Raw genomic sequence first — 24,677 nt, forward strand, 5'->3', positions numbered from 1 at the left:
ACATTTTTTTTTAAAAAAATGTTTCTTGGTTTGTTTTCAGTTTTTATAAGAACGTTGCGCTGTTTGCGGGTGCAAAACTACAACCTTTATTCGCTTTTACAAGCCTTTTTTAAACTTAATTGCAAACTATTTTTTAAGTAACTTAAAATCAATAAGGTTAGATATGAAGTTTTTTTCATCGCTGTGATGATTGGAGTCGTTTTGCAAGTTTGATGGGGAAATTTAGCGGTTATCCATGATAATTCGGCGGATGTTCTACCTTATATACTATGAAAAATGGCTGTGTTTTACTCTACCCGTCGAGTGAAATTGACAAAAACGGTTCTCAACACATTTTTTAATGCGTTTTACTGCGCAAAAAACACTCGAACTGTCGTTTTTAAGAATTGCAGTCTACGAGCTATACTCTATATAATATGTAGCTGTGACAAAATTCGTCTATAATACCTGCAGCTCGCGTTAGGGATAGCAGCGTAAAGCCCACAGGCACGACCCTATTGAGGGAGTGGCGAGGACTTGCAGCGAATAGCCCGACGACTTACTTGATCTTGCCTAAACAAAAGGCAAGAGCAAGAAAGACGGAACGCCAAAAGGGAGACACTATTCACAGACAATGTGAGCTGCAATAAATATAGAGTAATGCATCAAAATTGAATACACAAATAGCCGTACAATAATAGGAGACTTTATTTATATTTGCAACATGTTTACATTCTTAAAACCCAAACCGATCTTGAGGGACTTGATCCCTGATCATCATATTGACATACACTCTCACTTGCTTCCAGGTATTGATGATGGAGCTCAAACAATAAACGACACCCATAATCTTGTAAGGGCGTTGCAAAGTTTTGGGATTTCTGAGATCATTACTACCCCTCATATTATTCAACATGTATGGAACAACACCAAGGAGGGTATTATTGATAAGGAACAATCGACCTTGCTTGACTTACATGCTAACGGATTTGCATTGCCTTTTAAAGCTGCAGCAGAGTACTTGATGGACGACCAGTTTGTCACTCTTTTTCAACAAGGCACTCTTTTGACTTTAAAGGATAATTATGTGTTAGTAGAAATGTCATACATAAATGCACCAATACAGCTGTACAGTATTTTGTTTGACTTGCAAGTGGCAGGATATATTCCTGTGTTAGCACATCCTGAGCGATACCTTTTTTATCACAATAACAATAGTGAATATGATAAACTTTTGCGAGCAGGCTGTGTCTTTCAATTGAACCTACTTTCGGTGGTAGGGTATTATGGTGAAGCAATTACAAAAATCGCAAATCAATTACTACAGAAAGGTATGTATACTTATGTCGGAACGGATGTACATCATTTGAAACATATTGCTGCTTTTGAAAATAAAGTACTTATAAAAGACCTAAAACCACTTGAAGAGGCTATTGCTAACAATCAATTTTTTAAAAATATAAGTCTTTAAAACAGGCTTACTAAAGCTTGATCACTTAATATAAAAAAACGGGTACTATAGCTTTGCACTACAGTACCCGTTTTTTTTGAAGGTATTCTCTATTTAATTCCTAGTAGTCGTTTGTACCAAACTTTTTTCTCTATTTGTACTCCATAACCATAACCGTACCCATAGCCTTTTGTAGAATCTGTATCATTAAGAAGTAGACACATGTTAGGCAACTTTTGTTCTTTATACAAAGTGTTTGGTATATTAAGCATTCGTTTTTCTAAGAAATTAGCACGAGCTACGTAGATAAAGCAATCCGCATGCTTAGCAATTAATAAGGTATCTGTCACTAAACTTACGGGAGCCGTATCGACTATGATGTAATCGTATTGTTTTTTGAGTGATTCAAAGAGTCCATCTACTTTTTTATTCATTAACAACTCCGCTGGGTTGGGAGGAATAATTCCCGCTGGTAAAATATGAAAATCTTCGAAACCATCGTATTTCACAATTAAATCTTCTAAAACTAGGGTTTTGCTAGACAAATAATTAGTTACACCACGATCTGGAATTGACAAGTACTCATCTAGTCTAGGATTACGAATATCCATTCCGATTAATAAAACTTTTTTTCCTGACAATGCAAAAGTCGCCGCTAAATTTACCGATACAAAGGTTTTACCTTCTTTAGGAAAGGTTGACGTCAGGAAAATTGTTTTTGCAATACCTTCTGGCACCTTGGTCAACATAAACTCTAGATTCGTTCGTATGATTCGTAACGCTTCGGCTGAACTGGTTCTACTCTCTGATTTTATAATTTCAGAAGGAGAATCGGACGAAGGCACGTCACCGATAAAAGGAATTGGTGATTTACCTTCCAAATCCAAACGGCTTTTAATTTTAGTATCTAAAAGGTCAAGCAAATAAATGATTGCGAAAGGAATTAACAAACCTAGCAAAAGAGCACCTAGATAGATAATGCTTTTTTTAGGTGAAATTGGAGTGTATGATCCTTTTGCAGAGTCTACAACACGTGCAATTGACTCAGTTGCAGCAAGCGCTATAGCAGTCTCTTCGCGTTTTTGCAAAAGATACAAGTACAATTCTTCTTTTACTTTTTGTTGGCGTGCAATTACTCTAAATTGACGTTCTTGCGACGGGATTTTTTTTATTTTACTGTTAAAAACACCTTCTTGACTCCCTAAATCTCTCTTTTGAATCATCAAATTGTTTTTTTGACGACTCAAACTAGCTGCAACATTTGATTTCAAAGCATTGATTTGTTCACTAATTTTAACTACCGTTGGATTGACCTCTGTTGCCGTTTTAAGAACACGATTGCGTGTCAAAACTAACTGATTGTACTCTTGGATAAGTTCTTGCGCTTCTCCACTTGCAATATTAGTTGGTAATAAATCCGAAGGTGTACTTTTCTTTAAAAAATCAGTCAACGATGTAATTACATTCAATTGAATATCTGTCTCAATACCTTTTTTGTCATACTCGCTTGAACCTTCTATAAAAAGCTGTGCTTCTGCCTCGATATTGGTTAGCTGATTTCCTGTTTTAAAACTTTCTACATTTTTTTCAACACCATCTAACTCTTCAGTAATTAAAGCCAAACGATTTGCTATGAATTTGGAAGTGTTTTCAGAAATGAAGTTTTTATCGGCGGCAGCTTCTTCATTGTAATTTTGCACCAAATTATTCAAAAAATCTTCCGCTTGTTCTACTACAGGATCTACAAGGGACAACTCTACTACACTACTCGTTTTGCTCAACAAAGCTACACTTAAGCGTGACCTAAAACTAGCTGCTACACCTTCTAGAGGGTTGATTATGATTTTGATTGGACGCACCTCATCATTGTAAGGCTGCGTATTGACCAAGGATTTGTTAATCACCAAAGTTCCATACTTAGTGCGTATAGGTTGCCCATAACGAAACACTTTTTTCCCTCCTTCTAAGACATTTCCTTGCCCCAATAAATCAATAAATTGAAATGTATCATTCGACAATGCCCAAAATTGATAGGATCGACCTTCGTTGTAGAAATCAGATTTCTTTTCAAGATAAGTTAGTAGAATTGGTGCTTTATTGTACAAATTGGTACTAAGCACTTTACCTTCAACAATAAACGCAATATTCAAGTTCATTTTACGAACGGTATTCTCTACCAAACTTCGAGATTTGAGAATTTCAATTTCGTTGTCTAAATTACTTTTACCACCACTTATACCCATATCTGCGAAAGCAGATAGCTCTGAAGATAAGCCTCCTTTTTTGTCATCCTTAACTAAAATTGTTGTCGCTGCTCTGTATTGCGGAATGGAATAGCGCAAATAAATGTAAGCTACACTCATCGTAATTGCCACTCCCAAAACAAACCACCTCCAATAGGAAACATACTGATCTACAATAGCCCTAATTTGAAAATCCTGTTCTGGTGTGTCATTTATCATAGAATTGTTTTCCATGGTTATAGCTTATTTTAGAGTGGTGATTATGAAAGTTGCCAATGATATTAGTATACCTGTAACGGAAAATATTAAATTAATACTCGGCCCTACAGCAGATCCATCAATTTTATTTTGATTTGGCTCTACGTATACCACATCATTTTGTGACAAATAGTAAAAAGGTGAATTCATAAATTCAGCTTTTGTGATATCAATTCTATTATAAGAACGAACCCCTTCAACCTCGCGAATCACCAAAATATTATTTCTTTTACCATACACCGTTAAATCTCCTGCCATACTGAGCGCTTCGATCAGAGTCACTCTTTCAGATGCTATTGGATAACTTCCTGGTGCAGCAACTTCTCCTTGTACTGAGACTTTAAAATTACTAATTCGAAGACTAACGATCGGTTTTTTTATGTATTTGGATAACTCCTGCTCTAGTGATTGCAAAGCCTCACTACGAGATAAACCACTTATTTTGAATTTACCAACTGTTGGGAGGTCAATGTACCCATTAGCATCCACCAAATAAGAGGATCCAGCCGAGCTTCCTGATGTCAAATCTGTTGACATATTTAAGTTGAATGACTTTACAGCCTCGGCATCGTCTGCATAAACAGTGAGTAACAATAAGTCATCAGGTTGTATTTTAATTTCATAGCTATTTAAGCCTTTTTGATTTGACTGATTATCAACATCTTGATAATAAATCATATCCTTACGCGAAGCGCAAGAGCACAACAATACTACAAAAACCACAAAGATTGCTGTTTTTTGTAAAAGAATGTGTTTCATATTTCTTAGTTTAAAAGACGGCAAAGATAGTAATTATAATCATACAAACTTGCCAGATTTAAGCTAAGAAGCTTTTAAATTCTAGCATTAACCTATGCGGCGATGCTCCAACTTGCGACAGACTATCCTGCGCTTTATCTCGCACTAAACTCTGAGGATAATTGTCCAAAAATTTCACTTCTAATTTTTATTGTGTCGGAAAATGGCGGAAAATTTTCAATAGCCTATACAACTTCAAAAGGGGTGTATCGAGGATTTTTTTTAGGCTAATTATAATAATTTCCGACACTAGTTACTTGTAAAAACCAATAGCTTTTCATTGTATTTTGCTGGCACTTCACTTGTGATCAAATTGTCATGATCTACTTTAAAATTGATATCAAGACCACTCAACAGGATCTTAACATCAAGAGCATAAAAAAACAGGCGATTGGATGCCTGTTTCGTTTAATTAAATTAATGTGTATGTATTTATGTTACTTATCTAGTGTTTCGAAACTAGAGTTCATGCTTTTGAATTCGGGTACAATTTTTTTCATTTGACCAACGATGGCATCACCTGCAAAGTTTTTAGAAATAGAGATCAATTCATAAATCTCATGGTGAAGATTCTCATATTCCTCTTGAATTTCTTGTGCAATCATAATTTTGGCATGATGTGTTGGAATAGACTTTGAGGTATCATTGAGTAGTTCTTCGTATAGTTTTTCTCCTGGTCGTAAACCCACTACTTCAATCTTTATGTCTTTTTCAGGCACAAATCCCGCTAATTTTATCATTTTACGAGCTAAATCTATAATTCTGACAGGTTTACCCATATCAAAAATGTAAATTTCACCTCCTTTACCCATTGCGCCCGCTTCAAGTACCAATTGGCAAGCCTCGGGAATGGTCATGAAATAACGGATAATATCTTTGTGAGTTATGGTCACAGGACCGCCTTGCGCAATTTGTTTTGTAAAAAGCGGTACTACAGATCCATTAGATCCCAATACATTACCAAATCGTGTAGTAATAAATTTTGTGGCTGCTTTTTCGTTTTCTTGTCGATTTTTTAACTGTAGCGATTGCACGTATTTCTCTGCGATTCTTTTGCTAGCACCCATTACATTACTTGGGTTTACTGCCTTATCGGTAGAGACCATTACAAATTTTTTGACCTTGTACAAACAAGATAAATCTGCTAATATCTTTGTGCCTACTACATTCGTAAAAACGGCTTGACAAGGATTATCCTCCATTAAAGGTACATGTTTGTATGCTGCAGCATGAAAAACAACTTGAGGAGCATAGGTTTTAAAAACCATATCCATTGCTTCAAGGTTGCGGATATCACCAATAATGGTGCGAATCTCTACGTCACTCCTTAAAACTCCAGTTTCTAGCTGTAAATGATGCAAAGGCGTTTCAGCCTGATCCAGCATGATGACCAATTTTGGATTAAAAGTGATTACTTGTCTTACGATTTCACTACCTATTGATCCGGCCGCTCCCGTGATTAAGATAACTTTATCTTTTAATTGTTTAGAAATCCCTTTGTTATCTAAAACGATAGGCTTACGCTCTAACAAATCTTCAATTTCAATCGTTTTAACTTTTTGAGAAATTTCCTTTTGATTTTCCCAATCCGAAATTAATGGTACGGTATAGACTTTTAAATTGTATTCCAAACATTGATCTACAAATGCAATTTGATCTTCTTTAGACAACGACTTATCTGCAATAATGACACTTTGAGCATTTACAGATCGCATCAATGTTGGCAATTTCTTTTTGAGCACCAATATAGGTAAGTCTAACATCCTTTTGGATGCATTTTGATTGTTTTTATCCACAAACCCCACAATTTTGAAACGAGAAGGTGTTTCAAAATTAAGCGCATTGGCAACAGAAATTGCATTTGCATCAGTACCGTAAATTACGGTTCGAATTAGGTTTGCGCTCTTTTTATCTGAGAAATACAATTCGAAAGCTTGTTTTACCAAAACGCGGTATAAAAATAAACCACAAAAAGACAAAGTGGTATTAAAAAACAAAGCGGTGTTTAGTAAAGGCTTGAAACCAAGAGAAACCAAGCAAATAAAGTTCAGCAGCACAAAGACAATCAATACTGAAGCTTGAGAGAAGAATAATTTTACTGCATCGATATAAGATGAATGTCTTATAATTCCAGAATAAGTTCGAAATAGCCAAAAGAAAAACAAGTTTGTCCCAAAAAAAGAACATATAAAGGCTACGTTGTGATGAGTTACAATATAACTCATTCGCATTCCTTGGAATATCAAAAAAGTAGACACAAAACAAACCATTAACACCATCATGTCAATACTTACAATGATCCACCTTGGTAGGTAGCCTAAGTTTTTCATGTTTAGTCTCACATTCAGCTTTTCTGCCAATGAAGCAATAAATTTAATCGATTTTTTCTTAGAAGAAGTACGCAAAATTTTTGATTTTTTTAATATTACTTACAGTACAAATATAATAATTAAAATAGGCCATTGTACACCATTATTTCGATAAATATTTTTGAAGTAAGCTACCTTGTTCACCTTCAAATAACATATGGGTTCCTTCGGGCTATGTATAGGGTATGTACGGAATATGTATGGAGTATTCTAGAAGCACTTTCAATGAGGTGCTTTTAAAATATGACCTTTTGATTGCATTAATTTTCGATTATAATTCCCTGCCAATTAGATTATTTTCTGATATCGTTTATGTTTCAATTACGTACTTAAAAACACTCGAACCGACCTTGTGGAAATCACACCTGATTATTTGTAGTTGACCAGCACCTTCAATATCGCTTGTTTAATACGCGTTTTATCAGCATCAGTCAAATTAGACCCTGAAGGCAAACACAATCCATTTTCAAACAGGTCCTGAGAAACCGTCGTACCATAATAGGCATATTGTTCAAAAATTGGTTGTAAGTGCATTGGTTTCCATAATGGTCTTGACTCAATTTGTTCTGCGTCGAGTGCCAAGCGCAACTGTTCGCTTGTTAAACCATTTGTTTTTGCAGGATCAATCACGATAGCGCTTAGCCAATAATTTGCAAAATAATCCGAGTCAGGCGAAGAGAAAACTGTGATACCTTCTTCATCTTGAAATAATTCTTCGTAAAAATCATGCATTTCGCGACGTTTAGCCACATGAACATCTAGTACTTCCATTTGTCCGCGACCAATTCCGGCACAAATGTTACTCATTCTGTAATTATAGCCAATTTCACTATGTTGGTAATGCGGCGCCGCATCTCTAGCTTGAGTAGCATAAAAAATGGCTCGCTCCTTGATTGCCTCAGATTGTGCTACCAAAGCACCACCTCCAGAAGTAGTAATAATTTTGTTACCATTGAAAGACAATGCTGCAATATCACCAAAGGTGCCACATTTTTGGCCCTTGTAAGTACTGCCCAACGCTTCTGCGCTGTCTTCTAAAATTGGAATCTCGTATTGATCAGCTATCGCTCTGATGGCTTCAATTTGATAAGGAACTCCATACAAGTGCACTGCAATAATAGCCTTAGGCTTTTTCCCTTTGGCTGTTTCCTGTACAATTGCTTTCTCAAGTGCTACGGGGCAAAGATTCCATGTCGCAGTCTCGCTATCAATAAACACTGGTATTGCACCTTGATACAAAATTGGATTTGCTGATGCAGAAAAAGTCATACTTTGGCATAAAACTACGTCACCAGCCTTTACCCCGAGGAGCACCAACCCTAAATGCAATGCTGCTGTACCTGAACTTAAAGCGCCAACATGTGCATTGTTCCCTAAGTACGATTCTAAATCTTTTTCAAAGCCAGTAACATTTGGTCCTAGCGGAGCAACCCAATTGGTATCAAAAGCCTCTTGTACGTATTTTTGTTCATTGCCTCCCATATGTGGAGAGGACAACCAAATTTTTGAATTATTCATTCTTTTTATATTTTATAATTTTTCCAGGATTACCAACTACAACAGCATAATCTGGTACATCTTTAATAATAACGGCTCCTGCGCCTATTGTAACCCATTTACCAATTTGAATTCCCTGAATGACACAAGCTCCAATGCCAACTTGTGTTCCCTCACCTACTACAACATTACCTGCTATAGCAGCGCAAGGTGAAATATGTACAAAATCACCGATGGTACAATCATGTTCTACCACAGCCCCCGTATTTACTATACAATGGGCTCCAATTTGTACATCCGCATGCACAACAGCGTTCGCCATCACAACCGAACCATCCCCTACATTTGCATAGGAAGAAACAGTAGCTCTAGAATGAATTGCTTTGAAGAATTTTTTAAAGGACCAAGACGTTACAATTGCTTTACGCACGGCATTGTCTCCAATTGAAATAAGTAACTCCCCCTGAAAGTGATTTAATTTACTACTCCTATATACTGGAACTCCCATTAAATCGTACAAAAGCGGGTTGTCATCAACAACGCCATCGACCGATTGCTTATTCGATTGAATTAGGTCTAACAAAACTTTACCATGACCACTGGCCCCATACAAAAATAACTTTTCAGCCATTGAAAGGTTCAATTGTTGCTGCATTAGCAGCGTTAATACCTTCGCTTTTTACTACTTTTTGAATTGTCAATAATAAAATTTTGAAATCCAGTGCAAAAGACTGATGATCTACATAATATACATCCAATTCAAATTTTTTATCCCAACTTATTGCATTGCGACCATTGACCTGAGCCCATCCTGTTATTCCTGGCTTAACTTCATGCCTGCGATTTTGAAAATCAGAGTATAAATGTAAATAAGAGACTAGCAAAGGCCTTGGACCAATCAAACTCATATCACCTTTTAGCACATTAATTAATTGAGGAATTTCATCTAATGACGTTTTGCGAACAAAAGTCCCAATTGCTGTCAATCGCTCTGCGTCTGAAAGTAATTTACCATTTGTGTCCTTTTTTTCATTCATTGTTTTGAACTTAATAATTCGAAACACTTTCCCACGTTTACCAGGCCTACTTTGATAGAAAAAGGGCTTTCCTTGATTGGCAAAAAACAATCCTATGGTACAAATTAAAAATACAGGACTAAGCAAAACTAGCCCTATTAAACTTGCTACTTTATCAAAAATGATTTTAAAAAAACCTTTATACATGATTTACTATTCTATTATACTCGTTATCAATGGCTTCCCAAACTAATCTCTGTTGGTACTTTTCAACAATTACACTTCGTGAATTAGAAGCTAGCTCGTTACAAAACACACTATTTGTCGCCAATTGAAACATGCTATCAAAAAGTTTTACTTCGTCTTTAACAGGTACTAAAATTCCGTTGTATCCCCGTTTAATTATTTCATTACATCCCGATATATCGGTTGCAATTGTGGGCAATCCCATAGCTCCTGCTTGCAATACTACATTTGGGAAACCTTCGCGGTAGCTAGGAAACACGAGTGCATTGGCTATTGAAAAATATTGACGTACGTCTTTTTGAAACCCAAGATGCAAAATGTTGTTTGACTGACTGATGGCCTGCAAAGTTTGTGCATCAAGGGGGTCGAGCTCAGGCTCTAGTGGACCGACTAAAAGTAGTTTGACTCCGCTAGCTTGTGACTCCAATTTCAAAAAGGCAGCCACCAATTCTTTTATACCTTTATCTGCTACTAAACGACCAACAAAAATATAAACAAAATCAGTTACTTCAATATTCAATTCTTGTTTTAGTGCGACAATTTGAGCTGGTTCTAGTTGTTTGGGGTCAAAATATTCTACATCAATTCCGTTCACATTACCGTTTGCCAATACCGATAGCTTTTTATTAGTTATGCCAAACTTTTTTAAATCCTGAAGAACTCCTTGCCCCTCTGGATAAATATGTGTGGCAAACAAACACAGAATTTTATCCATTACAATTAAAATTTGTTGAAGGATACCTGTTTTTGAAGGAAAAATTAATCCAGTGAACGTATGCATCCTTACTGGAACTCTAGCAAAAAAAGCTGCGGTCATACTTAACAAGCCTGCTTTTGGCGTTATAGAATGAACAATCTGAGGCTTTTCTATCAGAAACAAGCGATACAATTTCCATAAAGAAATAAGGTCCTGCCACGGTTTGATTTGTCGATGCATAGGCACTGAGACAGTTCGCACTTTTTCTCTTGACGCCACTGTTTCTAAGTGATCATCTGCGCCTGAAACTGCAACTACATCGTATTTTTCATTTAAAAAAGCGAGCTGCCCTTTCAATAAATAATCTAAAGACATGGCTACAGTTGACGTTCGGATCAGTTTTGGTTTAACAGACACTTTCATATAACTTTATGTGTTTATCAACCATTTTGTGAATATCGTACTCCCCCGCTCTCTCTTGGCAAGCCTGAGCAACTTTGTTATAGTGTACTTTATCTTCCAATAATTTTGAAATTTCAACTGCCAAATGCACTTCATTTCCAACAGGAAAAAGAATCCCAGCTCCTTGCACTACCTCAGCTAATCCAGGAACATTTGAAGCTACAAAGGGTTTACCCGCGGCCATGCCTTCAATACTTGAAAGTGACAACCCTTCATAGTGTGATGATAAGACCACAATATCAGCTGATTTAAGCAATTGTGGAACGTTCATACGTAGACCTATAAAAAAGACTCGGTCTTGCAGTCCTAATTCTTTGGCTATACTTTCACAATCATTTTTTAAAATTCCTTCACCCACTAAAACCAATTTAATCGAAGTAGGTAATTGAACCAGCGCTTTTATAAGAGTCATTTGGTCTTTTTGCTCGCGAAAACCAGCCACTTGAATTAATATTGTATCCTTTGCCTGAATTCTTTTATCAATCTCTGACCATGACAACGGTTGTGCTTGTTCAATTTTTGATAAATTCACACCATTTTCAATAACGGTAAATCGAGACTTTGGTAAAGAAGTATGGGCTAGTAAAATTGTCTGTATTTCATTGGTGATACATACGATACGATTGTAGAAACGATATACTTGTTTGTCTACTATTCGAAAAAAACTATTTGCAAGTCGACGGTTGCTAGTGTTGTGCTCGGTGAAGAGTAGTTTCACTTTTGATAAAGACAATATTTTAGCCAAAACAACCCAATACTGCGCAGGAAATAAGTGTACATGTACAATATCGTACTTTTTCAGAAATGGTATAATTTTAAAAACGTTGAGCGGATTATATACCGATCGAGTTCCTAAAGAATATATTGTTGTGCATTGTAACTTTTTAAGTTCTAGCAAAAATGGAGAGTCATGATCTTGTAATACCAAAAGATCAACTTGTATATTTTTTTGGTGATACAACGGAATCGTCTCAAGTAGTAATTTTTCTGCACCACCCGTTGCTAAACTATTTATGATATGTAGTATTTTCATAACTATTTAACTTGTGGTTTTTAAAAGAACATAACAATGCAATAAAACACCAAAAGGAATTGCAAAAAATACTAAAAGATGATTTCGAGATTGCATTAGAAGCGATAAATCTCGCGCAAACAAAGCAGAAGATACCAAATGGATCGCATTTTTAAAGCGTTCCTTAAATGTGCTCCCAAACTCAATTCTGCTCAATCTAGAAAACGCAAAACCACGTGGATTTTTGCGGTATTGTTTAAAAATATTTAAACTAGAACCATCAAGTTGGTATTCTACAACACACAGCACTTGATTAACGGGTTTTAAATCGTACTCTTGATCTAGCAATAAACATTTGTAATCTAAGGGTACAAATTTTTCGCCTTTGTATTCTGGATAAGGAGGACACTTCTTCATTAAAGCTGTTCTATATACCATTTTTTTATCTCCTTGTACACCATGCCTGCTGTACAACTCATTGAGTTTACAGCGACTTAACGACTCGGGAATTGTTGTGCCAATTACATTCCCTTTTTGGTCTGCATCTAGGCCAATGATACCTGAAAAACTATCATCTAATCCTTGGAGTTCTTCTATAATAATTGCAACTGCATTTGGCGGCATGTAATCATCAGAGTCAATACAAACATTAAATGTCGTTTCTATTATTTCGTAGGCTTTATTGTGCCCCGTATGCATCCCACCGTTTTCTTTGTAACAGTAATTTATAGTGATGCGATTCTCGGCTATCCAGGTCGCTACAAGTTCTTGAGTTCCATCAGTTGAACCATCATCAATGACTAACCATTCAAAATCTTGAGCCGTTTGAGCACACAAACTATCGTATACTTGATGCAAACAATAGGCACGATTAAATGTGGGTGTAAATACAGTAAGTGTCTTCATTATTAGGCAGCTAAAATTACATTCATTAAAAAAGTAAAACCGAAATACGCCATCAGTACCATTCCTAATACCTTATGTTGGTTTTTTACTTGAATTTTGGTTAAGAAAGGATATACAATAATGAGTCCCATCATAAACCAAGATAAATAGGCAAATCGGTTGCTGAAATTCGCTCGGATAACCAATATCCAAAAACCATTTGCTGTTAAATATATACTGACCAACCGGTTGTAGGTAGGGTTATTAAAATTTTTCTTAAAAATAAAAAAATAAGCACAGTACACCGCAGCCGCACTGTAGACAACGAAATCCCAGCGAAAACCAGTACTTGAAAAAGAGTCATCATTGATATTTCCACTTGTCAAATAACTTGATCGTTCATCCCCCATCAAACCTGAAAATAATGATTCCCAAAAACCTCCTGCTACTAACGACAGAGGAATACAAAGTATCCATGCGTAAAAGTACGATTTAGGATTTTTATAAAAATAAGTTAAAGCTAACGCCACAGCTGGAATGACTAATGATTTATGAACTCCGATTGACAGTGCAACCAGCATCACTTTGTAAGCTAATTTTTCTCTGGATAAAGCATACAAAAAAATGGATGTAGCAATACCATTTCTAATCCCATTGGTGCCGTAGCTCCAAAATGAAAATGAGATTAAAAGCGCCAAAAAGGAGTAATAAGAATATCCCGCAAACCATTTTTTAGAAGCAAACCATAAAGGTAAAACGTATAACAATACACAGGTTACAAAAAAAAATTGTACGCTCATGATTTTAGCACAAACCTGCATGAAAAAATCAAATACAACATCTTCTTTAAACATATTCATATCCCCATTTTGGTATAGCTCAAATGTGGTAGCATAAGTTCCCATATCACCAAAATAAGCCCCACTTATAGGACGAAAACCAATATAAAGTATACTGAAAAACAATATAAAATAACCTAAAGACTGATTGGCAGCAATACTTTTTGGAGCAGTTATTTCAGTAGAATTTGAACGGATATATGTTACCAAAACAACCATCAATAAAAAATAATAGTAAATTTTAGTATAAAAGGCTAATGGTATAAAGTCAAGCATAGTATCAAAAATGTAATAAATTGAGCCATTGTTTCATGACTACTGCTGTAGAAAAGTGTGTGCTGTTTCGTTTTGCATTTTGTCCAAAAAATTGGCGCTTTTCTTCATTTTGCATCAAAAATAACATTTTTTTAGCTAAGTCCTCAGCATTTTGATTGATGGCAAGCAATCCATCTTCGCCGTCAGTAATTATATTTCGTGGCCCGTTGGGGCAATCAAAGGACACAACAGGAAGTCCTACAGATAAAGCTTCAAGCAATACCATCGGAAAACATTCTGTTATAGAACTCATCGCGTACAAACTGTATTGTTGAAACGTTTGTAGCATGTTGGTACTACTGCCTTTAAAAAAAATCGTCTTTTGTAATTGTTGCTCTGCTATTAAAATCGCCAATTTTTCTTGTGTGCCTACATAATCCTCACCGTAAATGTGTAATTCCCACTCGGGAGCATTAAGATGAATAGTTTTCCAAGCTTGAATCAAATGGTCAAACCCTTTTACTGGAGAAATTCTACCGGCAGCAATGACCAAATTACTTTGTAAAGGTGCAACATCAACTGGGATAGTTATAGGATTTGGAATTACTACAACGTTTTGCGTTTTATAATACGGAACCTCATCTTTATTTAACACCACCAAATGATCGTATTTAGCCTCTATCCAATCGTTAAATTTAAAGTAAAGATTTTTAAAGAACGAATTGTTTTCAATTCGCGATTTATTGTCAAAATAACGCGAAGAATGGAACTCCTTAATTTTTTTTGCTCTTTTGTAGAAAAAAGGCATCCCATAATAATCAAAACCAAAATTACAAACAATGACTGCGTTGGGTTGTAACTTACGAAGGGCTCGATTTAATTTATAAAAATGCAATGGGAGTTTAGCAAGATTAGCTAGTGAAAAATAACTTTTTTCTCTATGATAATCAACACCTAAATCCAGGAACTTAATTTTGGCACTCAACGGATAACAAGGTTTATTGTTGCGCTGCTCACAGGTAAGAATCGTAACATCGTAACCCAATTCATCAGCAAAATAATTGGCTTTTGTTGCCATCACTTTTTCAATTCCGCCGTGCAGGTATATTTGATCCGTGTTAAATACTATTTTCATGAAATTAATTTTTTAAAGAGCAAATCCCACTGACTTACAACCGATGCTGGAAGAAAACGTTGCACATTTAGCTTGGCTCGCCTACCAAAAAGGATTCTCTTCTCTTCGTCTGCCATTAAATCCATCATTTTGAGTGCCAATGCTGCTACCTCTTCAGCTGGCACTAAGTATCCATCGACCGCATCTTGAATAATATCTCGTGGACCGGATGGACAATCAAAGCTAACACATGGCACTCCACAAGCCATCGCCTCAATTAACACCATTCCAAAACCCTCTGATCTTGAAGGTAAAACCATTAGTGCCGATTCTAAGTATTTTTTTTCTATATTTTGTACGGGCCCATTAAAAAAAACAGTCTGTTCAATTTCAAGTTTTGTAGCTAACTTTTCGTATTTATGATCGTGATGGCCCTTCCCGTAGAATGATAATTTCCAATCAGGAAATTTTTTCGTCACTTCTTGCCAAGCTAGTAAAAGTAAATCTACTCCTTTGTTATGAGATTGAGAACCCACAAAAATGACACTGTTAGTATTTAAAGTACTTGAAGTTGCAGGATAAAAAGTTAGCGGATTAGGAATACAAATCAAATTATTCGAAGTCCACTCGTTCAAATTACTTTTAGTAAGCACAATAAAAGCAGTAAAGTCAGCGGCTAGTTTTTGCATTAACTTTCGTTTCATTGTATTGGCAAGACCATTGGTCCTGTCCAATTCAATAGAGGCATGCCTTTCATAAATAATTGGTGTCTTGTAACCAATAATTTTAGGGATGAAAAATCCTTTCAGACCGTCATCACAAACTGAAACAACATTAGGTTCAATAGTCTTAATTATTTTTTGAATCCCATTTTTATATGACATGATATACTGAAATGGATTCCCTGCCACAGTTATTGATAGCATTTTAATTTTATCTGAAAAACGATAAAATGGGTCTTCATGCCCATCATTCAAGCAAAGAATAGTTACATCGTAATTGTATACTTCAGCTAAATATGAAGCCTTTACAGATAGAACACGCTCTAGACCGCCCGATCCATTGATACCGTTTGTAATGTACAATAGCTTCATTTAAATTTTTTAAGAATGGGTTTTTCTAAATATTCATAAATCAAGAAACTTAAACCTATGACAAATGCCATCGTTACTAAAATTGAACCAAAATGTGGCAAACCTGCTTTCATCAAATTATAAATTAAAATAAAACCAACGGTTTGATGTATTAAATACAAAGGATAGGATACTTTTCCTAGAAATATTAAGATGGGTGTATTCAGAAAAGATAACTTATTATAAATCAGTAAATAAAAAACACTTGCAAAAAAACATGTAAATAAAAAAACCTCAAGGTTCCTTTGAATTACAAACACACTAACTAATGCAATTACTAAAATAATTTGAGCAATACGATTTTTGTTGTTTTGATACAATAAATTAAAGAGTATACCAATTATAAAGAAAACTCCAAATTTAAGATTTAACACAATATCAATTATGGAGGGGCGTAAAAGAGCAGCATACATAAGTGCTAACCAAAATAAACATATAAGTTCTATTTTCTGGAGTAAACTTAACTTCCATAAGGTAATCATTAAAGCATAAAATAGTAATTCATGTAACAATGACCAATAAGAACCATCTACATTACTAATATAAAAAAGACCGTGAAACATGAGCACATTCAAAATTTTTTCAACAGGTGCCACTTGGAAAGAATCTGTGTTATTAAATAACAAAACAAACAATGTAATCGATAAACAGATCCAATAGGTGGGATACAATCGGATAAATCGCTTGTACAAAAATTCTTTTACACTTTTTATTGTTTCCAAACTCATAAAAATCACGAACCCACTAATCATAAAAAATAATTCAACACCATGATGCCCATATTTAAAATCAAAAAAGGGATTAAAATCATAATTTAATTGAGATCGAAAAAAAAAAGTATAATGAAAATAGAGTACACTAATTGCGGCAACACCCCTTAAAGCCTCTAATTCGGGAATTCTTGTGGATTTACTCATCATATCAAAGACTACTTAAGTTTGTTTTTTTTTAAAATTGCATTATTCAACAAATTCACAATTATTGAACTAAACAAACTACATGAAACGAGTACAAAAAAAATAGGTAAAACGTATGTTGCACTGTAAATGAATGATTCGAAATAGACCACATAAAAAAACATGTGTACCAACCACATATTAGTAGCATGCGGGGCAACATAATCAAAAATTTGTGCTACATTTTTTGACAAATTGAGCTGGCAGAATAAAAAAATAAAAGGAATTGCAAGAAATGGTGCTACTATAAAATTAGGAATAACACCGTGAATAACTATTAATACCGCAATAGCAACTAGAATTAGCGCATTTTTAAATTTTAGAGTTGCAAAAAAAAAACTCATTTTCGTGTTCCACTTGTACTTTAAGGCCATAGCACCTGAGCAAAAAGATAGCAGTGAGGTAGCATACAAACTCAACTGTCTTTGAAACCAGTTGAGCACGAAATTATCAAACGCTCCCGGCTGATACACCCTGTAATAAAAACCAATCACATAAATTATTAACAAGGTAGCCGACAAAAAAAGGAGCGGAAACCTGTCAATGATATAAAATAAATATGCCGAAGAAGCTACTAAAAGTAAGTAAGTAAAGAAAAACCACCAAGCGCTATTGTACGAAGTATCTATAGCGGTGACATTCAAAACAAACTTTGTTAGATCACCAGGTAGGCCATCCGCATTCATAAGCCAACCTAAAAGGACTGCAAATAGTAATAGGATGATCCAATAATTTATATACAACTTTTTTATTCTATCCGAATTTTCTTGTTTGTAAATTGCATTAGTATTTTTTACAAATTTAAAATACAATCCATACCCGCTTAAAAAACAAAAAATGGGCACACAAGCATCGCAAAACAGCGAAATATAATAGGATAAAGACTGCGTGCCAATAAACAGCAATGGTTGAAACAAACCTTTGAACGGTCTATTAAACAAATGAAGAAACAGCATCATTAAAACTGCAACTGCCTTCAGTTGATTTGATTTTTGAACCGATATCTCCATGAACTATTAATAAATTAGTATAAATTATTTTTTATAGGTACTGCAAAACCTTTATCCTTTTTTTTTAAATATTTAAGATCGTTTCAAACGTCTTAAAAATTGGAAGACGGATGTAACGACTATTAAACATATAAACCAACGGTTTACAAACAACTTCCAATAGATTTTTTGCTCCAAAGAACGTATTTCTAAACGCGTTAACCTACTTTTACTCAAAGTATAGAGCTGTTTTAATTTACTCTTTTTTCCAGAGCTATTCTCTTTGCTAGTGCAAATACTTTGAGCTATTTTTAAAACTCCACTATTATACCTATTCCGAATAACTGGCTCTAAAAAAAGTAACTTATTGATAGTTGCCACCTGCAGTAATGCATCATGAACATGCTCTAAATCTGGTATATTTTGCAGCGTTATTAAGCCACTCAAACCATTTTCATGCAAACGATTGTAGTAATAAAGCGGACTTTTGACTAGCGCAATCTTTCGAATATGAGTCACATATTCAAATACAAAAACTAAATCTTCTGACAACTTTATCTCAGGATGCAGCAAGATGGAATGTTGTCTAACTATAGATGCAACAAATAATTTTCCCCACAATACACCAGTCACTCCGTGAAACAAATAATCATAAAACAAGGTAACATCTATAGTATTTTCGTCAAGAACTGCCTGAAAATCATGCAAAGAAATTCCGTCCTTAGCATAACGCGATAACTCATAATAACCGCCACAACTCAAGCCCAATTCTAAATTGTTCTTAAAGGGCTCGAACAATTTCTCTAAATAATGACGCTCGACGTAATCATCTGCATCTATAAATGATAAATAGCTTCCTAACGCTCGTTCAATTCCGTAATTGCGCGCCACTGAAACGCCTTCATTCAACTTTGTAAACAACCTAAAATGCGGTTTATCTTTAATAAAATCAAGTATTATTTGCGTGCTAGCATCTGTAGACCCATCATTAATTATCAGTACTTCATAAGAGCTATATGTTTGCAAATAAATACTTTGCAAACATTGCAGGATGTAATTTTGTGCATTGTAAACAGGTACAACGATACTTATTAAATCACTCATCGGTTGGTAATTAATCTTTCAAAAAGGTGAATCCATTTTGGCATGATAATTTCTGGTCGATACTGTTGACTACTTTGTAAAGCAGTATTGGCCATAATTTCGCGCTGTTCTGGATTGCCTATTAAATAAAGTATTTTTTCTTCCAAGAGCTTTTTATTTTTGAGTGGGATTAAAAAACCATTAGCGGTATCTTCAATGATCGCTGAGGGTCCGCATGGACAGTCGTAAGCTATTACAGGTAATTGCATTTGCATGGCTTCTACCAATACCATCCCAAATCCTTCGGCTAACGAGGTAAAAATAAAAAATGCTGAAGTACTATACTCTTGGGCAATAGCTTTTGAAATTCCTTTTAGAAACACATTCTTTTCTAATTGCAAATCAATTATCAACTTTTGCAGTTTCTCTTTTTCTGGCCCATCTCCATAGATATGCAATTCCCAATCAGGATGTGAGGAGGCAACAGAGCGCCAAACCATAATTTGGTCAGCAAAATTCTTAAACACATCTAAACGGCCGACACTAATCACACGCTTACTCTGAAAATCTTTTTGAAAATCAAAGGGCATAGTTACACAATTGGGTAGTACTTCCTTATTTTTAAAATAATAACGATCTTGTGCATCTTGCTCTGTTAGTAAAACAATGGTATCATATTGTTTCGCCAAATAATTATGCCAATGCATCATCAAAAGGTCTTTAGAAAAAAGACTTGTTCCACCACGAATAATTTTTTGGGCTTGATCAGAGCTATGTATTTCTCTTATTTTTATTGCTTTGGTTTTTAATTTTGGAATAATCAAATCATCATAGCCCAATTCTAAAACAGAAATAATATCAGGACTGATTGCGTCAATAAGTTTTTGATATACCTTTCGCAACACATAGGCATTGTAAAAAAAAGTTAACCCTTTTACATTGAACTTAGTACCAAAATAAGTACTAATAGCCATGTCGTGCACGGTAACTTTAGGAGAAATATCAAAACAAATAGGTTGCCCTTGTTGTTCAGCAATAATGATATGAATTTTGTGAGAAGAATGTTCGGCCAAATAATTGGCTTTATTAACCAAAACACTTTCGGTACCACCCGGTTTAATCAAAGCACCAATACAATAAACTATAGTCATGATCATTCAATATTATTTTCTAGCTAATTCAAATTGAATTAAGCTTTTAAACGGTGTATTTTAAGAATTTATATAAAAATCAAATGATTGCAATGGATTACTAAACTCAAATTTGGAATTATACTCTCCCATTTTATCCCTCAATTGCTTGTCCTGTATAAGTTTTTCTAATGCATTATAAAATGAATCTTCATTAAAATCTACAATTATACCGTTGACATTATTTATAATTTCCTCGCTAGCACCTGAAAAATTAGTACATACAATTGGTTTTTTAAAAAACTTTGCCTCTAGAATTGATACACAATGCCCTTCATAAAAGGACGGTTGCAAATACAAATCACAAGACTTATAATAAGGATATGGATTCCCTTTTTTTCCTAAAAACACTACTGATTTATTCATTCCGAAATTATCAACTACACTTTCTAAATGCTGTTTTTGATTGCCATCTCCAATGATGTACCAGCAAAATTTATATCCCTTATCTTGTAGTCGTTTCATCGTTGGTAAAAATTGCTCGTGCCCTTTTTCTTTTGAGAGTCTTCCTACGGTAACAATATTAACAACATCGGTATTGAAAGCTTTAATTGGCTCGGTACTTAAGTCTAAAATTTTATCGAACAAAAGTAAATTATGTTTCACTTTAGTTTTGGTTGCCAACTTTGGCAAAACGTTTAAAAAATGAGTCATAACATCCGCTGATACACAGACTATTTTATCAAATTTCTGATAAATAGCGCTCATAACATTTTTATTAAAGTAAATTTTTGAAACATCGAAATGTATCCATTGTATTTTATGATGTGCCTTCACTTTGTGGATAACAAAGTTGCTTATAAAACTATGCGGACCTGCAAATGCAATAGCATAATCAAAAGACGCATCAATTTTTGGAACTTTATTTTTAACAAATGAATAATAGTAATCGTTCTTGACATCAAGTTTAGAAATAAAGTAGTACAGCAAAGACTTGAATGCTGTAGCAACTTGTAGTCGTTTTAACGATTGGAGAAATAAAACATTAAAGCTGGTGTTGATAACTTTATTGATCTCATTTGAATTTTCTAGATAAATAATTTTAACTCTATCTGGAATTTCGTTTAGAAGTTCGCCTGAGTTCTCCAATAATAATAGCGTTACCTCATCATCAGTGGATAAGGTTTCTATCAAATTTAAAAACGACTTTTCAGTTCCTCCTAAATTCATATTTATGAGGACAAATAATAACTTCATTATAGATATACTTTATAAATTCCCTTGATAAATATTTTAAGATCTAAAACTGTAATATGGTTTACAGTTTTAAAAAAAGAAAGTTGGTATTTTATAAATTCTCTATCTCTTGAATCAATTAGTATTTTGAACAATTGCCCATATCTTTCTCTCAAAATATCGTCGGTATCTTGTTTTGAGGAAATCTTGTTTAGGTTCTGTTTTGTGATTTGTAGTACATCTAAAGCAAATTTCTTTAGTTTTAAAGCATTATTTCGTCCAGAGGCTGAATTTTGCAAAATTCTATAATATGCTGTGTTGTCTGACAATTTATAAACTCTAGCACGAGAACACATAAAAAGCCATAGTTGATAGTCGCCCATACTCAGTTCTAAATTATTTTGCTCTTTAAAATATTCTATAATTAATTCCTTTTTGAACAAGGCCGTAACCGTGCCTACTGCACTATCTTTTAAAATGTCTTTTAAGCTTATCTCTTTACTTGTATCAAAAGGTGTAATAATTTCATCAGAAGTATAATTGGTACAAACCAAACCATAAGTTGGATTAGCTTCTAAAAAATCAACTTGCTTTTGTAATTTTAAGGGATCTGTCCAATAATCATCGCCTTCGCAAATAGATATGTATTTGCCGGTACAACTTTTAAAAATTTGCTCTTGATTTTTTTGTGCACCAACGTTTTGATCATGTAACAATAATTTAAACTTACCAGGGAATCTCTCGTTGAAATTTAAAATAATACTTCTTGAATTATCTTTGGAACAATCTTCACCTAAGACAATATCGTAATTAAAAGTACATATTTGCATTAAAAGTGAATCCAAACACTCGACAATATATTTTTCATGATTATAAACCATACAAAAAATACTTACCGTAGGCTGCTGCAAAGATTCTAAAAAACATACCATTTTCAAATTTTGCTCAACTACTTGTTCTTTTTCAAAACCTGATTTTTCATATACACGTACCGCTGCTGCATTGTCTACATTAACTTGTAAATAAACTTCATTTAGCTGTAAAGTTTCTCTTGCATAAGTCAAAATTTGAAAGGTTGCCAATTGCGCGATTCCTTTGCCCCAGTAATTTTTATCACCAATAAAAATATGATACTGCGCATCTTGCTTAGTTAAGTTGGTAAGTTGAATATTTCCAACATACACGCCATCAACAATGATTGCAAAACGTTTGGAAATCTTTTCTGTTATAACTTTTACGATCCAATCTCTCTCAATATCATAGGTAATTTCTAAATTAGGACGCGAACCAGTATATTTCCAAATCTCTTCATCATTGCGCCATAGATATGAAATAGCTGCATCTTCAATTTGTAATGGTCTGATGTAAACATTATACATAACTAATGATTTTTTTCATTTCAGCAATAGAATATCTTTGATCAATTGGGAGATGGATTAAATTTTCAGCCATTTCACATTCTAAAGTACTTCCGTTCCAACTTTTTACATTTGGCCAATATTTTGCACAATAAATTTTGTTTTCCAAAAGACGTTGTCGAAGTGATAAATCGCTTGTCAAAAAAGGATAAACCATAGGAACTTGTGAGTTGTTTTTAATCACTTTGAACCTATTGTCATCTCCCAAAATAGAGTGTAAAAAATTATAATTTTCCAATCTCTTTAGTCTAATCGTTTCATAATCTATGGATTGTAAAACAGACTCTGTAAATCTTGACATTTTCAAAATGGGTTGTCCAATTAAACTAGCATCGTTTAATGCAAATTCGTTGTAACCTTCTTCCGCCGATTTGTCAATTCGTGTTGTTAAATGACTCAATCGCTGCCCAGAATAATCTTGTTCAATCTCTGAGTTATCCAATTCATTACTAAATAAATAGGCACCGTCAGCAACACCTACAAATTTACGAGCAGAATAAAATGTTTCAAATCCAGTTATTGGGTCTGAAAAAAATGATTGCGCATTGTCAATCACGATATTAAAATTATTTCGGGGCAATAGCTTTATATAATCATCTTTTAAACCGAAGTAATTTGTGTACAGAAAAATTTGTTTTTTTTGAACTTTATCAAAATCAAAAATGGGTTCTAAGTTTTCGTCGATATGATACATTTCATATTTTATACCTAGTTTAGTAGCTGGCTCTAATAAAACGTCACAGGTAAAATAAGGCAAATAGATTTTATCAATTTGATTCACTTTTAAAATGTACTCTAAACTATTTCTACCAGAATTTAATAAAACACAATTGGAACCACGGTGATAGTGATTTCCTCTATTTAATTCAAGACCAAAATATCCTCCTATCGATTCCATTTATAATAATTTGTAATTGTCAAGCATAACATTAATTTCATCCGGAGAATTGAACATTAAAATGTCGATAATTGATAAACCTGGCTCAAACATTTCTCTTTTCTGATCATATTCTTGTAAAGTAACATGTTGAAAAAAAAGATTAATTCCTTCTTTATCGTATTTGGTTTTGTCGAAAAAGGTTAAGCCTCCTACTGGATTCCAGTATTCATTGACTTCAGGCAACATTTTACAAATATTTAAAGCCCATTCATCAGGTGCAGTGGCATCAGCAACTTTGAGATTCATCTCAGAAAACACTTCTATTTTGTGATTTATTCCTAAATAATCACATACTACTTCAAGAGAAAACTTGTTTAACTCAACTACTGTTTCAAACTTTTGTTCAAAAACTGAATTTAATAAGTTAATTACTTTAAAATAATAAGGAGCTGATTTTTTGTATACTGTTAATTGCGACAAAATCTTTTTTTGCCATAATTCAACATTATTTATCTTCAAATCTTTAATTAATGTATCTCGTCCTTTGTTCGATGAAGGTACTTGGATGTATAGCCAAGAATCTTTTTGCTTTAAAATTCTATTTCTATCTATCCAACCATGTCTTATATACTGCACGGTATCAAAAAGAATAAACCGTTCAGTGTGCTTTATTAAACTAAAATAACCTATATAAGGAAAAAAGTATGGTTGCATTATTGCAATTTTCATCTT

The 24,677-nt window shown here is 34.2% G+C and carries 21 protein-coding genes; 1 reads left to right on the plus strand and 20 read right to left on the minus strand.

Going from position 1 to position 24,677, the window contains the following annotated elements:
- Nucleotides 1–703: 703 nt before the first annotated feature.
- Complete coding sequence (locus tag L1S34_RS12315) at nucleotides 704–1,450, plus strand: tyrosine-protein phosphatase (RefSeq protein WP_236364272.1); 747 nt, start codon at nucleotides 704–706, stop codon at nucleotides 1,448–1,450.
- Nucleotides 1,451–1,539: 89 nt separating this feature from the next.
- On the opposite strand, the gene L1S34_RS12320 is transcribed toward L1S34_RS12315, so the two are convergent.
- The 20 genes from L1S34_RS12320 to L1S34_RS12415 all read right to left on the minus strand — a co-directional run bounded on the left by L1S34_RS12320 (nucleotide 1,540) and on the right by L1S34_RS12415 (nucleotide 24,674).
- Nucleotides 1,540–3,906, minus strand: coding sequence for a GumC family protein (locus tag L1S34_RS12320; RefSeq protein ID WP_166138304.1), 2,367 nt, complete (start codon nucleotides 3,904–3,906; stop codon nucleotides 1,540–1,542).
- 9 nt (nucleotides 3,907–3,915) lie between these two features.
- A complete protein-coding gene (locus L1S34_RS12325; RefSeq protein WP_236364273.1) occupies nucleotides 3,916–4,689 on the minus strand; it encodes a polysaccharide biosynthesis/export family protein in 774 nt (257 codons plus the stop codon).
- A 476-nt stretch (nucleotides 4,690–5,165) separates the two neighbouring features.
- On the minus strand, nucleotides 5,166–7,058 hold the full coding sequence (locus L1S34_RS12330; RefSeq protein WP_236364274.1) for a polysaccharide biosynthesis protein: 1,893 nt from the start codon (nucleotides 7,056–7,058) through the stop codon (nucleotides 5,166–5,168).
- Nucleotides 7,059–7,466: 408 nt separating this feature from the next.
- Nucleotides 7,467–8,615, minus strand: coding sequence for a DegT/DnrJ/EryC1/StrS family aminotransferase (locus tag L1S34_RS12335; protein WP_236364275.1), 1,149 nt, complete (start codon nucleotides 8,613–8,615; stop codon nucleotides 7,467–7,469).
- Nucleotides 8,608–9,225, minus strand: coding sequence for an acetyltransferase (locus L1S34_RS12340; protein ID WP_166138324.1), 618 nt, complete (start codon nucleotides 9,223–9,225; stop codon nucleotides 8,608–8,610). Before L1S34_RS12340 ends, L1S34_RS12335 begins: the two co-directional genes overlap by 8 nt.
- Entirely contained in the window at nucleotides 9,218–9,817 is a 600-nt protein-coding gene (locus L1S34_RS12345; RefSeq protein WP_166138296.1) for a sugar transferase, read from the minus strand. The genes L1S34_RS12340 and L1S34_RS12345 overlap by 8 nt, the downstream gene beginning before the upstream one ends.
- Entirely contained in the window at nucleotides 9,810–10,976 is a 1,167-nt protein-coding gene (locus L1S34_RS12350) for a glycosyltransferase family 4 protein (RefSeq protein ID WP_236364276.1), read from the minus strand. The genes L1S34_RS12345 and L1S34_RS12350 overlap by 8 nt, the downstream gene beginning before the upstream one ends.
- Nucleotides 10,960–12,048: a glycosyltransferase gene (locus tag L1S34_RS12355; RefSeq protein WP_236364277.1), complete on the minus strand. Its 1,089-nt coding sequence runs from the start codon at nucleotides 12,046–12,048 to the stop codon at nucleotides 10,960–10,962. The genes L1S34_RS12350 and L1S34_RS12355 overlap by 17 nt, the downstream gene beginning before the upstream one ends.
- 6 nt (nucleotides 12,049–12,054) lie before the next feature.
- Complete coding sequence (locus tag L1S34_RS12360) at nucleotides 12,055–12,933, minus strand: glycosyltransferase family 2 protein (protein WP_236364278.1); 879 nt, start codon at nucleotides 12,931–12,933, stop codon at nucleotides 12,055–12,057.
- Between the two features lie 2 nt (nucleotides 12,934–12,935).
- A complete protein-coding gene (locus L1S34_RS12365) occupies nucleotides 12,936–14,027 on the minus strand; it encodes an EpsG family protein (RefSeq protein ID WP_236364279.1) in 1,092 nt (363 codons plus the stop codon).
- Between the two features lie 4 nt (nucleotides 14,028–14,031).
- Nucleotides 14,032–15,141 (minus strand): glycosyltransferase family 4 protein, encoded by a 1,110-nt coding sequence (locus L1S34_RS12370; protein WP_236364280.1) that lies wholly within the window; start codon nucleotides 15,139–15,141, stop codon nucleotides 14,032–14,034.
- The gene (locus L1S34_RS12375; RefSeq protein WP_166138278.1) at nucleotides 15,138–16,214 is read right to left on the minus strand and encodes a glycosyltransferase family 4 protein; all 1,077 of its coding nucleotides are present in this window, start codon (nucleotides 16,212–16,214) and stop codon (nucleotides 15,138–15,140) included. Before L1S34_RS12375 ends, L1S34_RS12370 begins: the two co-directional genes overlap by 4 nt.
- Nucleotides 16,211–17,173, minus strand: a complete 963-nt coding sequence (locus L1S34_RS12380) for an acyltransferase family protein (protein ID WP_370637624.1) — start codon at nucleotides 17,171–17,173, stop codon at nucleotides 16,211–16,213. Before L1S34_RS12380 ends, L1S34_RS12375 begins: the two co-directional genes overlap by 4 nt.
- Nucleotides 17,174–17,181: 8 nt before the next feature.
- Nucleotides 17,182–18,219 (minus strand): acyltransferase family protein, encoded by a 1,038-nt coding sequence (locus tag L1S34_RS12385; protein ID WP_236364282.1) that lies wholly within the window; start codon nucleotides 18,217–18,219, stop codon nucleotides 17,182–17,184.
- A gap of 72 nt (nucleotides 18,220–18,291) precedes the next feature.
- Nucleotides 18,292–19,302: a glycosyltransferase gene (locus L1S34_RS12390; RefSeq protein ID WP_236364283.1), complete on the minus strand. Its 1,011-nt coding sequence runs from the start codon at nucleotides 19,300–19,302 to the stop codon at nucleotides 18,292–18,294.
- Nucleotides 19,299–20,432, minus strand: a complete 1,134-nt coding sequence (locus L1S34_RS12395) for a glycosyltransferase family 4 protein (RefSeq protein ID WP_166138264.1) — start codon at nucleotides 20,430–20,432, stop codon at nucleotides 19,299–19,301. Before L1S34_RS12395 ends, L1S34_RS12390 begins: the two co-directional genes overlap by 4 nt.
- Before the next feature lie 60 nt (nucleotides 20,433–20,492).
- A complete protein-coding gene (locus L1S34_RS12400) occupies nucleotides 20,493–21,668 on the minus strand; it encodes a glycosyltransferase (RefSeq protein WP_236364284.1) in 1,176 nt (391 codons plus the stop codon).
- Nucleotides 21,668–23,026, minus strand: a complete 1,359-nt coding sequence (locus L1S34_RS12405) for a GNAT family N-acetyltransferase (RefSeq protein ID WP_236364285.1) — start codon at nucleotides 23,024–23,026, stop codon at nucleotides 21,668–21,670. The genes L1S34_RS12400 and L1S34_RS12405 overlap by 1 nt, the downstream gene beginning before the upstream one ends.
- Entirely contained in the window at nucleotides 23,019–23,963 is a 945-nt protein-coding gene (locus L1S34_RS12410; protein WP_166138255.1) for a hypothetical protein, read from the minus strand. Before L1S34_RS12410 ends, L1S34_RS12405 begins: the two co-directional genes overlap by 8 nt.
- Nucleotides 23,964–24,674, minus strand: coding sequence for a WbqC family protein (locus tag L1S34_RS12415; protein ID WP_236364286.1), 711 nt, complete (start codon nucleotides 24,672–24,674; stop codon nucleotides 23,964–23,966).
- Nucleotides 24,675–24,677: the final 3 nt, after the last annotated feature.

The organism is Flavobacterium sp. K77, assembly GCF_021608205.1.
GTDB classification, from domain to species: Bacteria; Bacteroidota; Bacteroidia; order Flavobacteriales; family Flavobacteriaceae; genus Flavobacterium; species Flavobacterium turcicum.